Source organism: Pseudomonas sp. TWI929 (assembly GCF_039673335.1).
In the GTDB taxonomy this organism is placed as follows: Bacteria; Pseudomonadota; Gammaproteobacteria; order Pseudomonadales; family Pseudomonadaceae; genus Aquipseudomonas.
The window spans coordinates 47604-62695 of record NZ_JBDJLK010000028.1 but is presented as its reverse complement, the minus strand read 5'-3'; the positions used below and the strand labels follow the sequence as shown (position 1 = coordinate 62695).

The 15092-nt window shown below is 58.7% G+C and carries 11 protein-coding genes and 2 pseudogenes; 3 read left to right on the top strand and 10 right to left on the bottom strand.

Annotated elements, in window-relative coordinates; all coding sequences use genetic code 11:
* Nucleotides 1–72: 72 nt before the first annotated feature.
* From ABE456_RS14040 to glnT, 5 genes are all read right to left on the bottom strand, one after another.
* Nucleotides 73–1377, bottom strand: a complete 1305-nt coding sequence (locus tag ABE456_RS14040) for an ammonium transporter (RefSeq protein ID WP_346644443.1) — start codon at nucleotides 1375–1377, stop codon at nucleotides 73–75.
* Nucleotides 1378–1546: 169 nt separating this feature from the next.
* The gene (locus ABE456_RS14035) at nucleotides 1547–2872 is read right to left on the bottom strand and encodes an FMN-binding glutamate synthase family protein (protein ID WP_016715698.1); all 1326 of its coding nucleotides are present in this window, start codon (nucleotides 2870–2872) and stop codon (nucleotides 1547–1549) included.
* A 15-nt stretch (nucleotides 2873–2887) separates the two neighbouring features.
* Entirely contained in the window at nucleotides 2888–3562 is a 675-nt protein-coding gene (locus ABE456_RS14030) for a protein glxC (RefSeq protein WP_346644442.1), read from the bottom strand.
* A 27-nt stretch (nucleotides 3563–3589) separates the two neighbouring features.
* Nucleotides 3590–4495 carry a glutamine amidotransferase family protein gene (locus tag ABE456_RS14025; protein WP_346644441.1) on the bottom strand — a complete coding sequence of 302 codons (906 nt, stop codon included), beginning with the start codon at nucleotides 4493–4495 and terminating at the stop codon, nucleotides 3590–3592.
* 63 nt (nucleotides 4496–4558) lie between these two features.
* A complete protein-coding gene (gene glnT / locus ABE456_RS14020) occupies nucleotides 4559–5893 on the bottom strand; it encodes a type III glutamate--ammonia ligase (protein ID WP_346644440.1) in 1335 nt (444 codons plus the stop codon).
* Nucleotides 5894–6240: 347 nt separating this feature from the next.
* Here glnT and ABE456_RS14015 point away from each other — a divergent pair, with 347 nt between their 5' ends.
* Nucleotides 6241–6834: a helix-turn-helix domain-containing protein gene (locus tag ABE456_RS14015; protein WP_039613872.1), complete on the top strand. Its 594-nt coding sequence runs from the start codon at nucleotides 6241–6243 to the stop codon at nucleotides 6832–6834.
* 293 nt (nucleotides 6835–7127) lie between these two features.
* Entirely contained in the window at nucleotides 7128–8057 is a 930-nt protein-coding gene (locus ABE456_RS14010) for a DMT family transporter (RefSeq protein WP_346644439.1), read from the top strand.
* A 71-nt stretch (nucleotides 8058–8128) separates the two neighbouring features.
* On the opposite strand, the gene ABE456_RS14005 is transcribed toward ABE456_RS14010, so the two are convergent.
* The 4 genes and pseudogenes from ABE456_RS14005 to ABE456_RS13990 form a co-directional block, all read right to left on the bottom strand.
* Nucleotides 8129–8662, bottom strand: coding sequence for a hypothetical protein (locus tag ABE456_RS14005; RefSeq protein WP_346644446.1), 534 nt, complete (start codon nucleotides 8660–8662; stop codon nucleotides 8129–8131).
* 57 nt (nucleotides 8663–8719) lie between these two features.
* Nucleotides 8720–9001 (bottom strand): annotated as a pseudogene (locus ABE456_RS14000) (RHS repeat-associated core domain-containing protein); the annotation flags it as partial.
* A 111-nt stretch (nucleotides 9002–9112) separates the two neighbouring features.
* Nucleotides 9113–9343: pseudogene (locus tag ABE456_RS13995) on the bottom strand (NUDIX hydrolase); the annotation flags it as partial.
* A 736-nt stretch (nucleotides 9344–10079) separates the two neighbouring features.
* Complete coding sequence (locus ABE456_RS13990) at nucleotides 10080–11651, bottom strand: APC family permease (RefSeq protein WP_346644438.1); 1572 nt, start codon at nucleotides 11649–11651, stop codon at nucleotides 10080–10082.
* Nucleotides 11652–12253: 602 nt separating this feature from the next.
* Between ABE456_RS13990 and ABE456_RS13985 the strand changes: the two genes are divergently transcribed.
* Complete coding sequence (locus ABE456_RS13985; RefSeq protein ID WP_346644437.1) at nucleotides 12254–13411, top strand: MFS transporter; 1158 nt, start codon at nucleotides 12254–12256, stop codon at nucleotides 13409–13411.
* 334 nt (nucleotides 13412–13745) lie between these two features.
* On the opposite strand, the gene ABE456_RS13980 is transcribed toward ABE456_RS13985, so the two are convergent.
* The gene (locus ABE456_RS13980; RefSeq protein ID WP_346644436.1) at nucleotides 13746–14915 is read right to left on the bottom strand and encodes an FAD-binding oxidoreductase; all 1170 of its coding nucleotides are present in this window, start codon (nucleotides 14913–14915) and stop codon (nucleotides 13746–13748) included.
* Between the last annotated feature and the right edge of the window lie 177 nt (nucleotides 14916–15092).

Sequence of the window (15092 nt, the reverse complement as noted above, 5' to 3'; positions counted from 1 at the left end):
GGCCCTGAGCTTTGTGATATCCCTGTGGGAGCGGGTTCACCCGCGAAGAGGCCAGTACAGGCACCAGATCAATCAGAGGTTGTAGGCCCGCTCATTGTGCTCAGCCAGGTCCAGCCCCTGCTCTTCCTCTTCCCGGCTGGCCCGCAGCCCGATGGTCAGCTTGATGGCCCCAAGAATCGCCCAACTCACCACGAAGCAATAGACGAAGGTGAACACCACCCCCTTCAACTGCACCAACGCCTGCCCGATCGGCGACGCCCCTTCCACATACCCGCCCAGCGCCGGCGCGGCAAATACCCCGGTCAGGATCGCCCCGACCATCCCGCCCACACCATGCAAGCCGAATACATCCAGGCTGTCGTCATAGCCCAGCGCCTGCTTGAGCCGGGTCACGGCAAAGAAGCAGATGGCCCCGGTCAACAGGCCGATCACCACCGCCCCCAGTGGCCCGACAAAAGCGCAAGCCGGTGTGATACCCACCAACCCGGCCAAGGCCCCCGAAGCCGCACCCAAGGCCGTTGGCCGACCATGCATGACCTTCTCGGTCAACAACCAGCCCACAATCCCCGCACAGGCCGCCACCATGGTCGCCAGCATCACCACCCCTGCCCCCTGGTTGGCCGCGAGCCCGGAGCCTACGTTGAAGCCGAACCAGCCCACCCACAGCAACCCGGCCCCCACCAGGGTAAAGCCGAGGTTGTGTGGCGGCATGGCCACCTGCGGGTAGCCCTTGCGCTTGCCCAGCATCAACGCCGCCGCCAGGGCCGCCACGCCGGAGTTGATATGCACCGCCGTACCGCCGGCAAAGTCCAGCACCCCCCAGTTGACCATTAATGCCCCCGGCCCGCCCCAGACCATATGAGCGATGGGCGCGTACACCAGCACGAACCAGGCGCCCATGAACAGCAGCGAGGCACTGAACTTCATGCGCTCGGCAAAGCCACCCGCAATCAGCGCCGGGGTGATGATGGCAAAGGTCAGCTGGAACACCGCGAACACGCCTTCAGGGATGGTGCCGACCAGGCTGTCATGGCCGATGTCCAGCATCAGAGCCTTGTCCAGCCCGCCGATAAAGCTGTTGAAGGTCAGCTGGCCCTCGACCATGCCAGTGGTGTCAACCACCAGGCTGTAGCCAAACAGCACCCAGAGAATGCCGATTGCACCGGCCACGGCGAACAGCTGGGTGAACACCGAAAGGAAGTTCTTGGCCCGTACCATACCGCCGTAGAACAGCGCCAGGCCCGGGATGCACATCATCAGCACGAACATCGCGGCGCAGATCATCCAGGCGGTGTTGCCGGTGTCCAGGGTGGGTTCGGCGGCGTGGGCCTGGGAAGTCAGGGCTAACAACATTACAGCGAGGGTGAGGTGCTTCATGGAGTCACTCCTGTGTGAATGGTGGGGGTGCCCTGGGGCTGCTATGCAGCCCTTTCGCGACACAAGGCCGCTCCCACAGGGGGACCGCAGTCGCCGAGCTTTGCGCGGTCTCCTGTGGGAGCGGCCTTGCGTCGCGATGGGCCGCAAAGCGGCCCCAATTACCGATGGTTCAGTACTGCGCCTGGCCCGGCACCCACGCGGTACCCGCCAAAGGCACCCGTGCCATTGCCGCAGCTTCCACGGTCAACGCCACCAGGTCCTCCGGGTCGAGGTTATGCAAGTGCGACTTGCCACACGCCCGCGCCATGGTCTGCGCCTCCAACACCAGCACCCGCAGGTAGTTGGCCAGCCGGCGCCCGGCCTCTTCCGGATTCAAGCGCTTGGCCAGCTCCGGGTCTTGGGTGGTGATGCCAGCCGGGTCGCGGCCGTTCTGCCAGTCGTCATAGAATCCCGCCGCCGAGCCGATCTTCTTCAGCTCGCTGTCCAGCCGCGGGTGGTTATCGCCCAGGGCGATCAGCGCCGCCGTGCCAATAGCCACCGCGTCCGCCCCCAGCGCCATGGCCTTGGCCACATCGGCACCATTGCGAATACCGCCCGAGACAATCAGTTGCACCTTGCGGTGCATGCCCATTTCCTGCAGCGCCTGCACCGCCTGCGGGATAGCTGGCAAAATCGGGATACCGACGTGCTCGATGAACACTTCCTGGGTAGCCGCAGTACCGCCCTGCATGCCGTCGAGCACGATCACATCGGCACCGGCCTTCACCGCCAGCTTGACGTCGTAGTACGGGCGGCTGGCGCCGATCTTCACGTAGATCGGTTTTTCCCAGTCGGTGATCTCACGGATCTCGGCAATCTTGATCGCCAGGTCGTCCGGCCCGGTCCAGTCCGGGTGGCGGCAGGCACTGCGCTGGTCGACACCAATCGGCAAGGTGCGCATGCCAGCCACGCGCTCGGTCACCTTCATGCCCAGCAGCATGCCGCCACCGCCCGGCTTGGCGCCTTGGCCAAGCACGATCTCGATGGCGTCGGCCTTGCGCAGGTCGTCGGGGTTCATGCCGTAGCGCGACGGCAGGTACTGGTACACCAGGTGTTGCGACTGGCCGCGCTCTTCCGGGGTCATGCCACCGTCACCGGTGGTGGTGCTGGTGCCGGCGATGGTCGCACCACGGCCCAGCGCTTCCTTGGCGTTGGCCGACAACGCGCCGAAGCTCATGCCGGCGATGGTCACCGGGATCTTCAGGTGGATCGGCTTCTTGGCAAAACGGTTACCCAGCACCACATCGGTGCCACATTTCTCGCGGTAGCCTTCCAGCGGGTAACGCGACACGCTGGCACCGAGCAGCAACAGGTCGTCGAAATGCGGCACGCGGCGCTTGGTGCCGCCGCCACGAATGTCGTAGATGCCGGTTTCGGCGGCACGCTGGATTTCCTGGATGGTCAGGCGATCGAAAGTAGCCGACTCACGCAGTACCGGTGGGAATTGCTCGCTCATGGGAATGCTCCTGGATCAGTACGCGCTGGCGTTGTCGACTTTGAAGTTGTACAGCTGGCGGGCCGAGCCGTAGCGTTTGAAATCGGCGGCCTTGTGGTCGAGGCCGGCCTGGTTCAGCAGTGCCTGCAACTCTTGCAGGTGCTCGGCACGCATCTCTTTCTCGATGCAGTCCGAGCCCAGCGACTGCACCGAACCCTTGACGTAGATGCGCACTTCGTACAGTGAGTCGCCCAGCGCGTCACCGGCATCGCCACACACCACCAGGCGCCCGGCCTGGCCCATGAAGCAGCTCATATGGCCAATGCTGCCGCCGACCACGATGTCCACACCCTTCATGGAAATGCCGCAACGCGCACCGGCGTCACCCTCAATCACCAGCAGCCCGCCATGGGCGGTGGCGCCGGCAGCCTGCGAGGCGCTGCCCTTGACCCGCACCGAGCCGGACATCATGTTCTCGGCCACGCCCACACCGACGTTGCCGTGCACGGTGACGCTGGCCTGCTGGTTCATGCCGGCGCAGTAGTAGCCGGCATGGCCTTCGATATCCACGGCCACGGCGGCGTTGATGCCCACGGCCAGGTTGTGCTTGCCGTCGGGGTGGGTCACCCGCCATTCGTGGTCCTGCACCTCGCCGTGCAAGGACTGGTTGAGTACACGCACCGAAGTGCTGGAAAGGTCGATCGTCTTCATAAGGTTCTCCAGTGGTTCGGTGGCAGGTCAGGCGCTTTCGCGCTCCCAGACGTACAGGGTGGCGGGGGCCGGCTCCCAGACCTTGGCGTTCTCGATGCCCGGCAGGCTGGCCAGCGCCTGGTACTCCGAGGCCATGGCCACGTAGTCGTCGGTTTCGGCCAGCACGGCCGGCTTGCAGGCGATCGGGTCGCGGATCACGGCAAAGCCGTTGCGGGTGCCGATGGCGAAGGTAAAGAAGCCATCCAGGTCTTCCAGCGCACCATCCAGGGCCTGGGCCAGGCTGTCGCCCTGCTGCAGGCGCCAGGTCAGGTAGCCCGCAGCCACCTCGGTGTCGTTGTCGGTTTCAAAGCTGATGCCTTCGCGCTTGAGTTCCTGGCGCAGGCGGAAGTGGTTGGACAACGAGCCGTTGTGCACCAGGCAAAGGTCGGCGCCGGTGGAAAACGGGTGGCTGCCTTCCATGGTCACCGCGCTTTCGGTGGCCATGCGGGTATGGCCGATGATGTGGCTGCCTTTCATGCCGGCCAGGCCGAAGCGGCTGGAAATTTCCGCTGGCAGGCCCATGCCCTTGAGGATCTCGATGCTCTGCCCGGCGCTCATGATGCGAACGTCCGGCGCCAGCTCGCTCAAGGCTTCGCGGGCAGCGGCCTCACTGGTATGCACCTTGAGCACGGCGGCACTGGCGTTCTGGAACCAGTCCAGCGAGCAACCCAGGCGCCCTTCCAGCTGGCCCATCAGGGTGGTCCAGGGGTAGTTGATATCAGTGGCCTGCAGGGTCAGCTTGACCCAGCCATCGGCAACTTCGTCGCCATAGATGGCGAAGCCGGCGCTGTCCGGGCCACGGTCGGTCATGGCTTGCAGCATGGGTTCGAAGAGCTTGCCGAGCTGGGCTTCCAGCTCGGGTTTTTTCAGGTACAGACCTACGATTCCACACATGGTGATGCTCCTTCCAGGCAGAGGGCAGCCGCCGCACGGGGCGGTCGCCCGAGAGGGGGTGGGTCAGAAGAATTCGGTGTAGCGCTGGATTTCCCAGTCGGAGACGTGGCGGCAGTACTCCACCCACTCCATGCGCTTGAGCTTGATGAACTCGTCGACGATCTCGGCGCCGAGCACCTCGCGGAACAGCGGGTCGGCTTCCAGGGCATCGGCGGCTTCCTTCAGCGACTGCGGCAGGGTCTTGATGCCGCGTGCGGCAATTTCTTCCAGGCTGAGGTTGTAGAGGTTCTCGTTGCACATCTCGCCCGGTTCCAGCTGGCGGTCGATGCCATCCAGGCCGGCGGCAATGATTGCGGCGGTGACCAGGTACGGGTTGCAGCCGGCATCTGGCAGGCGGAACTCCAGGCGGCCATAAGGGATGCGCACCATGGCCGAGCGGTTGTTGGCGCCGTAGGCGACAAACGCCGGGGCCCAGGTGGCGCCGGACAGCGAACGGCCGACCACCAGGCGCTTGTACGAGTTGACCGTAGGCGCAGCGAAAGCGCACAGCGCCGGGCCGTGGGCCAGCAGGCCGGCGGCAAAGTGGTAGGCCAGCTTCGACAGGCCCATGCCGCTGCTGTCGGACGGGTCGTGGAACAGGTTCTTGTTGGTGCTGCTGGCCAGCGACAAGTGGAAGTGCATGCCATTGCCCGCGCGCTTGGGGTCGGGCTTGGGCATGAACGAGCAGATCATGCCCAGGTCGTTGGCGATCTCACCGGCGGCCATGCGGAAGAAAGTGAAACGGTCGGCCGACTCCATGGCGTCGCTGTAGGTGTAGTTGATCTCGAACTGGCCGTTGGCGTCTTCATGGTCGATCTGGTAGATGTCGAAGCCCACCGGTTGCAGCGCCTCGGTCAGGCGCTCGAGGAACAGCCGCGAGCGCGACAGGCCTTTGTAGTCGTAGCACGGCTTGTCGAGGTTGTCGGAGGCGTCCACCAACTGCAGCTTGCCGGCTTCGTCGCGACGGAACAGGCTGAACTCGGGCTCCAGGCCGGTGTTCAGGGTCCAGCCCTTGTCGGCCAGGCGCTGCACCTGCTGCTGCAACACGTAGCGGCTGTCGTAGGGCCAAGGCTGGCCGTTGACATGGCCCACGCAAACCACCCGGCCGTAGCCTGGCTGCCACGGCACCGGAATCAAGGTGGACAGGTCGCCACGGGCCATGAAGTCCGGGCCGTGCGGCTCCATGCCCATGCCGCAGATGGCGAACCCGGCAAAACCGGCACCCTCCTCGGCTACCATCTTCAGGCCCGAGACCGGCACCGACTTGGTCTTCGCCGAGCCATGGATATCGACGAACTGCGCCAGCACGTACTTGATGCCGTGCTGATCGAGGGTGCGCTGGGTTTCTGCTGGCAACATGGGTTGGACACTCCTGGGCAAGGGGCAATGATTCCGCAAGGGAAACTTACTTTCCTCTCAGGAATGCAATGCGCTTGCCAACTTTGTCCAAAGTGTTGGTTTTTTGTTGCCTTATCCGGCCTCTTCGCGGGCGCGCCCGCTCCCACACAAGGCAGCGCAGGCCCTTGTGGGAGCGGGTTCACCCGCGAAGAGGCCGGAACAGGCAACCCAAAATCCAGGCAGGTTTTTATGCTCTATTTATGGGAAACTTGTTTTCACCTGAGGAAAGAAGCGGCCAACGCAGCTGCATTTCGCACTTTCCCAGTGCGAAACCTTTATTCTTGAACTGAAACCGTGCAGGACATTCGATGCCGACCGAAACCGAACCGCGCCTTCGCCTGGAGCAGTACCTGGGCCTGCAGATCAAGCGCCAGCGCCAGGCCCAGTCCCTCAAGCTCGCCGACGTGGCGCGCATCGCCGGCATCAGCCAGGGCATGCTGAGCAAGATCGAGAACGCCCAGGTGTCTACCAGCCTCGACACCCTCAGCCGCCTGTGCGACGTGCTCGGCATGCCGATGGCCAAACTGTTCAGCCAATATGACCAGCCCGACGGCAATGCCCTGCTGGTAAAAGCCGGTGAAGGCCTGGAGGTGGTGCGCCGCGGTACCGAGAAGGGCCATACCTACCACTTGCTCAATCACGCCAGGGGGCCGAAGAAGAACTTCGAGGCGTACATGGTGAGCATGGACGACGCCAGCGAAGAGTTCCCGACCTTCGCCCACCCCGGCACCGAGTTCCTCCATTTGCTGGAAGGCGAGCTGGTGTACCGCCACGGCAACCAGCTCTATCACATGCAGGCCGGCGACAGCCTGACCTTCGACGGCGAAACCCCGCACGGCCCCGAGCAACTGGTGCAGGTGCCAATCCGCCTGTTGTCGATCATGAACTACGGCGACGAGTGACGCGGCGCTGCAAGGCAACAAGCGATGTCGCGATCAGACAAGCACACGGCGCCCGCGATCGGCTGAAAACCATGTATACAAAGATAATACACACATCGACCAGCCCCGCGCCGTGGGCTGGCCGACGTGGTAACCGCGAGTAAAACAGCCTCGCTTCACAATTCCAACGCTGTGGCGCCTTTTTGCACCGGGCAGTTCGTCCGGGCTCATAACGATAAAACTCCCAGTATTAGAGACCCGCGTCGCGCAACCGGGAGTGTATGCGCGCGCCACATTGTGAAGACTTGACTGCCATGATCGCGACTTCAATCCCCGTAGCCGGTGCTGCCACCGGCCACCGTAACGCCCTGTGTGTTGCCCACATCGCCGCTGTGCTGTTTGGCCTGACCGGTATCCTCGGTCACCTGATCGAGGCCGACGCCAGCATCATCACCTTCGGCCGCGCCACTTTCGCCTTCATCGCCCTGGGCTTCGTTGCCGGGCTCAAGGGCACGCGCCTGCTCGATGCGCTGACCCTGCGTAACCTGCCGGTACTGGGCCTGACCGGCGCCCTGCTGGCTACCCACTGGGTGACCTTCTTCATTGCCGTCAAGGTCGGCGGCGTGGCTGTGGCTACCTTGGGCTTCGCCAGCTTCCCGGCATTTATCGCCATGATCGAGCGCGGCGTGTTCGGCCAGCGCATTGGTGCCGTGCAAGGTTTGCTGTTGCTGATGGTCACTGCGGGCCTGCTGCTGGTGGTGCCGACCTTCGACCTGCTCGACAAAGGCACCGTCGGCCTGCTCTGGGGCCTGGGTTCGGGCCTGGCGTTCGCCCTGCTGACCGTGGCCAACCGCCGCAATGGTTCGAGCATGAATGCCATGCAGGTAGCGTTCTGGCAGAACGTGGTGGTGGCTGCGCTGGTGGCACCGTTTGCCTTTACTCACCTGGGCAATACCAGCCTGGGCGGCAGTGACTGGGTCAACCTGGCATTGCTGGGGGTGTTCTGCACCGGACTGTCGCAGTTCCTGTTCGTCAAGAGCCTGGAAGGGCTGGAGGCGCGTACGGCCGGCATGATCATCGCGCTGGAGCCGGTGTACGCGATCATCGGGGCTTGGTGGTTGTTCGGTGATCAGCCGAGCCTGCGCATGGCAGCGGGGGCTGCGTTGATCGTGCTGGCGACTATTCTCGCAGCGGCACGCAAGGCACCGGCCGAGCAAGGCGATACCAGCCGCTGCGCGCATTGAATAATTGCCCTTGGCGCGGCTAAACGCATGCCGCGCCTGCTCAACGAATGCGAGAAGGCTCACGCCTAGAGTTAACGTCGCCTAGGGGGTGGAGAAGGAGGGGCTTCTGGTGGTGCATAGCGTTCAAGCATCTTATCAAACTGGCCAATCTCCCTTTGGAAACGCACATCCCACATTGCGTTAGCAACTTCAGGCCACGCTGACTCTGCAAGCTGCGGCCTGTCGTGCTGAACAGCAGGCTTATGAAAGCGCCCCATATCTGCCAAACTTACTTCATAAGAATGATAATTCTTGAGCCCCCGCGCAGGCTGATAACCCCCAACACCCAATATAAAGATATTCTTACTTAACGCATACTTACCCGCCGGCAAAGATACAATAGCATTCCCAAACACAAAATCCGCAGTAAAGCCATCATTACCAAACGAGTACTCTAGATCCCATCGATTGTACGCATAGTGCGGATTCTGACGTTTATACAAACGCGCAACCACCACCCCTGAAGAGTTTCCTTCGTGCATTTTCTTAGCCGCCTGCCTGAAGTGCTCAAGCTGAGGGCGTAAACTCTTCGATAATTTTGCAGCGCTCAAAACACGGCCATCCATGCTGTGCCTATCTTGGCGCGCTTGCGCCCAAGGTCCGTACCTATTATGCCCAGAAGGATCAACATAATTCACGGGATCGCCAGAGCAATAGGCATACGCATTAATCCCTCCGCGACCAAACGGGCTTAAACCATCAGGACTGGTAAAGCGGCTAATTGAAGGGCTGTACATACGCCGACCATGTCCTAGCGGATACAAACCACTCACTGCGTCACGCCACTGTCCGGCGAATCCGACAATGGACGAATGTTGTGATATGCCGACGAAACCGTAAGCCGTATAGGCTAGATCAAGGTTCGGGCTACTTTGGAGGCTGACGTTCCGAAGGCGACAATCCATCGTAAACCCCCTCCAAGCATCAGATACCTTCACCCTAGATAGATACTCGTGATTTTAAAACTGGCATTTTTACCAGATCATCCGGTTGAATCGGCGATCGTGCTGGCACTATCAGCCCCCTTCCGGCAACAGACTGCGGTCAAACATAAACGCCCGCTCCCCCTGCGGCGTGTACTGATACAACTGCTGCGGCCTACCCAGCCTGGGCTGGTTCTTCTCCCCGGTATCACTCACCCACCCCAACTCGCGCAAGCGCTCCAGCCGTTTGCGCAGCGAGGTGCTATTCACCGCCTGCCCCAGGCACGCTTGTACCGGCCCTAACGCATCCAGCACTGTGAACTTGGTCAGCCCCCGGAACAACCTTGATATGGCAGTTACTGCCCCCAACCCACTCCATCGTTTGTGGAAGGGGCGCCTCACTGTCCAGCTCACCGTGTATCAAATACGCGCCGTGTACAGCCGGTGTCGGATAGAGGCGGCCACTGGACACCAACCCATACGGCAGACCGCAGAGCATGACATCCCGAAAGGAATGATCGAATGCCCGCATCCGGGCCACTACCTCTGCAGCAACGTAGGCGCCGTACGAGAAACCAGCGATGTAAATTGAAGCAGTGCCTTCCCGACTGTAGATGTATTCGACCAGGTTCACTACATCTGCGATATCTTCCCGCGCATCCACACTACCGTCAGGCAGTGCTCCACCTCACCAGAGAGTCGGCCTGTAACAGACCATCCCCTGCGAGAAAAACGACCTCATCAACGTGAAGGGCACTTTATGGTTCGGGTCACCCCTAGAACCGGGTGGGGATGCAGGATCAATGCAACTGCCGATGGATCAGCAGGCCGGTCGATGAGAACCGGCACCGAGTGATCCGACACGGGTATTTCCTCGAACTCAGCCACGGGCAAAGGCAATCATAACCATCAATGCCTCCTCATCGTCGCGAGGAAGCTCCATGGTCATCAGCTCATCAAGCAATTCGATAACTTTCTTGAAGAAGTTCATCTGCCGCCCCAGTCATTTACCAAGAAATGAAAGCGGCCTTAATTTCATCGAAGGCCGCTGAGTTGATCACTAAGCTTGAGCGAGTTGAGGATCGCGTGCGTAGGCGGGATAAGGCTCCTTGTAGCCGGATACGGCCCCCCAGAAGTAAATCGCCACAGAGAACACGGCAGTGGCACCAATCACCACACCCTGGCTAACCCCACCAGGGCCAACAGCCCAGGTCAGAACGAGCATGCCGGCGTAGTAAGCGACCATCCACAGGGACGACTTGATTTCCTGGCGGATAATTTGATCTATCCACCCGCCCTTACGGAACAACTTGATGGAGGCTTGCACACAGAAGATAAGGATCTGTGCGCCCGCGAGCCAAGACACAACGCTCCAACCAGTCCAGAGCACGAGCAAACTCGCCACGAAGAACGACACAGGCCCAACCCAGACCAGACCGGCCACTTTGAACGGACGGTTGAACTCCCGGTAGCGCAGTGCCGCAACCGATACAGGCGCTACCGCATAACTCAGAACCAGCGCAGCAGAAACGACGCCAATCAGCTTGTCCCAAGAAGGGAATGGCAGCGTCCATACCACTGAAAGAATGAAGGTCAACCAAAGCGCACGACGAGGGATTCCGGATTTGGCATCGACCTTGGCGAAACCTTTAAGGAGTATCGTCGAGGCCGCCCAGCCACACGCAATGCGCGACGTTGAGTTCATGAACACGTTACCGCAACCGGCTGGCGAGATGACGGCATCAATGACCACAATCGATGCCAGCCAAGCAGCCCCCAAAAGTAGAGCGATGTCGCGGAAAGGCAATGGGAGCTTCTCGCTGAGCCCTGACCACCCGCCGGAAAGCAGGTCTGCCGGGATGCTGCCCAGGAAGGCAACCTGCAAGGAGATGTAGATCACAGCGGCACAGGCGATGGAAAGGATCAGTGCCAGGGGAATATTGCGTTGAGGATTCTTCACTTCGCTTGCAGCGGAGACGATAGGCGTCAGGCCAAGGTAAGCAAAGACAATCCCACCTACAGAGACCGCATGCCCGATGCCACTCAAGCCATTCGGAGCGAACCCATCCTTAGTCAGATTTTCAACATTAAAATGTTTGAAAAGAACATAAATAACGCAAACAGGAACAAGGAACTTGAAAACACTAACAATATTGTTAGCCAGCGCAAAAGACTTGACGCTAAAGTAATTCGCCAGCATGAAAATACAAAGAAGCAAAAACTGCACCAACCAACCAATAAGGGTTGGAGAACTTCCTCCCTCGATAGTTAGCGAGGGAAGCCAAGCACTCGCGTACTGCCTGGCAGCAACTACTTCAATAGCAACAACACTAGAATAAGCAATCAGGGTAATCACGCCCATCATATAGCCCAACATCGGCCCATGACTGATTACCGGATATTGAAGGATACCACCTGTAGCCGGAATAGCCGCACCCAGCTCGCAGTACATCAGGCCAAGCATAAATACCGCAGCAGCACCTATCACCCACGAAATAATACTCGCAGGCCCAGCTAAGCCGGCCACATGGGCAGAAGCGAAGAGCCAGCCTGAGCCAAAGGTGGCGCCCAATCCAATCAGGGTTAGATCGAGCAGCGACAGATTACGCTTCATATGATTTGAAATTGACATACCCTTACTCCATGAAAAGCAGAGCCGATTGATCCACAACTTTGTGAATCATGGCGAAACCAGGGCAGCAAATGGATCTATATAGCACGGTCGGCGCCTGCTTATTTCTTGTTTTAAGTTAGTAGGGCTTAAGAATACGCACTCAAGCCATCCATCAAGTCTACGCCTGGCCTACATTAGTCGCTTGTGGGAAAGGAGCAGCATTCATGCCGTTTTCTGCACATTTCCTTGAAAGCGCCGGCACCACATGACCCCTTCATTATTATGCAAAACACCACCCAGTAAAAATGCATCGAAACCGTGCACATTCAGAATTGGCGCACAATATAGGAGCATCACCATCTGCAAGGCTATGCAGATTACCGCACGACACAACCGCCTACCTACAAGACCCATGGCAGGCATGGGATTAAAATTTTCAGCAACAAGAAAACCAATCCGCACCATTCGAATGCAGACCTGCCAATAACCGATGTCAAAAGAACGTAACTTTATTCAAAGGTGGTAACGTGGAAAGTAGCTTAAAGGAATCACATAGACATCAAACGCCTGCTGTCGAGCCTCCTAACGACATACATATTCGCAGAGGAACGCCACAGTTCATGCGAACGTGCCTGGCACTTCTAGCAGGTGGTTTTTCAAGCTTTGCATTGCTCTATTGTGTTCAACCCATGATGCCGGCAATTTCTGCGGCATTTGGAGTGGATGCAACTCAATCAAGCTTAACACTCTCGATCTCCACAATTTCCCTTGCGCTGGGGCTTTTCTTTACAGGCCCACTCTCTGATTCCTGGGGGCGGAAAAATGTAATGGTCATTGCTTTGTTCGGCGCATCTCTATTGACCCTAGCCTCTGCAGCCACCACAAAATGGGAGTATCTCCTGGCTATGCGTGCCTGTGTGGGGCTGGCATTGAGCGGGATAACAGCTGTAGCTATCACATATCTCTCAGAGGAAATTGACCCTAGAAACGTTGGATTCGCCCTAGGTATCTATATCGGAGGCAGCGCCATTGGCGGCATGGCGGGCCGACTGATCAGCGGCATGATGGTCGACTACGTGTCGTGGCACTGGGTAATTGCTGCGATGGGAGCAATAGTATTCGCTGCCACCGTTATGTTCTGGAAGTTCTTACCAGAGTCAAAACATTTCAAAGCAAGCACAATATCAGGCTTGAGAATTTTCACAGGCTTTATTCCCCACCTAAAAAATCCCAACCTAATTTATATATATGTTGCCGGCTTTCTTTTGATGGGGAGTCTGGTTACTTTCTTCAACTATATCGGCTACCACCTACTTGGTGCGCCCTTTAACTTATCGCAGACCATAGTTAGTTTGTTTTCTCTGGTTTACCTGACGGGTACCTACAGCTCAGCGAAAATCGGCAGCATGGCCGATCGCCATGGCCACGCGAAGGTTCTCAAAGGCATCATACTGGTGGCCCTCCTGGGCGTCCTTTTGACGCTCGTTGACTCACTGCCAACCATCGTGCTCGGCACCATTCTGTTCACCATTGGCTTCTTTGGTTCACACGCGACCGCTAGCAGCTGGATTGGGCGCTTTGCCACCAGCGGGAAGGCTCAAGCTACCTCCCTGTACCAAATCACCTTCTACTGTGGAGCCAGCGTTGCAGGCACTGCAGGTGGAGAGTTTTGGTCAGCACTTCATTGGCAAGGTGTTGCCCTGTTCATTAGCGCGATGCTAGCGGTCTGCTGGATCATCTCCTACACCCTGGCCAGAAACGCTACATCAGGGATGTGAGCCCCTTCGTATTAATCCCCGCACTTTAGAAAAGTCTTCTCTCCCCGCTAACCAGCGGGAGCGAAGGCGATTACGGCGATGGGCGGAAGGAGCTCGCCCTGCGCCTCTTCGAATCCCTCGATACGCGCCCTCTTTACTCTCAACCAGATTCGCGTCGGCGATGATCTCCGACCGCTCGCGCTGGGCCTACCCTATAGCTCCCACAACCCAATCCCGCATTGGGCCACAACCAGGCCCCTACCCTGCAGCACTTATTTTGGGCAAAAAAAGGAGGCGGCCTAGGCCGCCCCAAACTCAGGCAAATTGTTACATAGAGGGGTAAAGCAACAGTGACTTAGTAGACTACCGCCTCGACAATCGGGGTGTTCCTGATGATGCGGCTGTATCCCAACTCACTGAGGTCAATCGACTTGTAGCCACCGTGAACAATGCATTCAGCGATCGCGCGACCTGTTGCCGGGGAATGCATAACGCCATGGCCAGAGAAGCCAGTTGCAAAGAGGAAGTTGGTGATCTCAGGATGAGGGCCTATCACACCATTGTGGTCAAGCAGGTTCATCTCGTAGTGGCCAGCCCAAGCACGCTGGATGCGAACCTGCTCCAACAGAGGCACACGATGGGCCAACAGCGGCCAAATAAACTCCTCAAAGAGGTAGTGATCTGGCTCGTAATCGCCCTCAGCATGAGGGTCGCGCGCCATCTCTGGCGCGATGCCGCAGATAAACCCGTCACCCTCCGGGCGGATCCATGCGCCCGAGTTATCGAAGAGCATCGGGAAGTTCTCGGAGGGCACTGGAGCCTTGATGTGGAAGATAGTGCGCTTTCGAGGCTCGACAGGGAGATCGATACCCGCCAGAGCTGCAACCTTACCGCCTGCAGCACCGGCAGAGTTAACGCACCAATCGCAGGGCAACACGGTGCCGTCTTTCAATTCAACAGCCGAAATGCGCCCAGCCTCCTGGCGAAGCTCAACCACATCTCCATCGATGTATTCAACACCGAGCTTCTTTGCTTCCTTACGTACCAGCTGCATCAGCGCCCAAGCGTCGAACCAGCCCTCATTCTTGGCGCCGTAGGTTGCAATACCAACATCCTCAACATTCAACCAGCCATAACGCTCTTTAGCCTGGTCGGGTGTCAAGATGTCAATATTCGCACCATATTCACGCTGAATCAGGGCATTCTCACGCTGAACAGGAGCATGTTCCGCCGATCCGATCATGAGATATCCGCGCTCTTCAAAGCCGATATCAGCTTCCGGCCCAAACCAATCTTTGATGTTTCGGAACATATCAGCACCGAACAGGCTCATGCTGATATTGAAATGACATCCAAACTGGGTACGAATGGAAGCAGCAGACAGTGCAGTTGAAGAGAACTGGTAAGAGGAGTCACGCTCGATTACCTGAATCTTTCCTTCAAAACCTTCCTTGCGCAAAAAATACGCAACGAAGCTGCCGATGATCGCCCCACCAATAATTACAACCGAACCGGATTCACTCATAGCTTCAACCCCAACATCGAACGCGCCCGTCTGAATATGACCGGCGATGAATTTGGTGAAAGCGTCACAGTAGCGCCTGAGAACCTACCGTCCTCTCGCTATTGCCCGCTTCCCAGCAATCCTGAACCACAATCGCTGCACTGTCTTGTGCCTAAGACAGAATTTTCTGCGGTTTTT

What these genes read in the sequence shown, in the direction of transcription:
- glnT (WP_346644440.1), bottom strand. Translation starts at nt 5,893, where the DNA reads ATGTTGCCAGCAGAAACCCAGCGCACCCTCGATCAGCACGGCATCAAG.
- ABE456_RS14025 (WP_346644441.1), bottom strand. Translation starts at nt 4,495, where the DNA reads ATGTGTGGAATCGTAGGTCTGTACCTGAAAAAACCCGAGCTGGAAGCC.
- ABE456_RS14010 (WP_346644439.1), top strand. Translation starts at nt 7,128, where the DNA reads ATGATCGCGACTTCAATCCCCGTAGCCGGTGCTGCCACCGGCCACCGT.
- ABE456_RS13980 (WP_346644436.1), bottom strand. Translation starts at nt 14,915, where the DNA reads ATGAGTGAATCCGGTTCGGTTGTAATTATTGGTGGGGCGATCATCGGC.
- ABE456_RS14035 (WP_016715698.1), bottom strand. Translation starts at nt 2,872, where the DNA reads ATGAGCGAGCAATTCCCACCGGTACTGCGTGAGTCGGCTACTTTCGAT.
- ABE456_RS14015 (WP_039613872.1), top strand. Translation starts at nt 6,241, where the DNA reads ATGCCGACCGAAACCGAACCGCGCCTTCGCCTGGAGCAGTACCTGGGC.
- ABE456_RS13990 (WP_346644438.1), bottom strand. Translation starts at nt 11,651, where the DNA reads ATGTCAATTTCAAATCATATGAAGCGTAATCTGTCGCTGCTCGATCTA.
- ABE456_RS14030 (WP_346644442.1), bottom strand. Translation starts at nt 3,562, where the DNA reads ATGAAGACGATCGACCTTTCCAGCACTTCGGTGCGTGTACTCAACCAG.
- ABE456_RS14005 (WP_346644446.1), bottom strand. Translation starts at nt 8,662, where the DNA reads ATGGATGGCCGTGTTTTGAGCGCTGCAAAATTATCGAAGAGTTTACGC.
- ABE456_RS14040 (WP_346644443.1), bottom strand. Translation starts at nt 1,377, where the DNA reads ATGAAGCACCTCACCCTCGCTGTAATGTTGTTAGCCCTGACTTCCCAG.
- ABE456_RS13985 (WP_346644437.1), top strand. Translation starts at nt 12,254, where the DNA reads ATGCGAACGTGCCTGGCACTTCTAGCAGGTGGTTTTTCAAGCTTTGCA.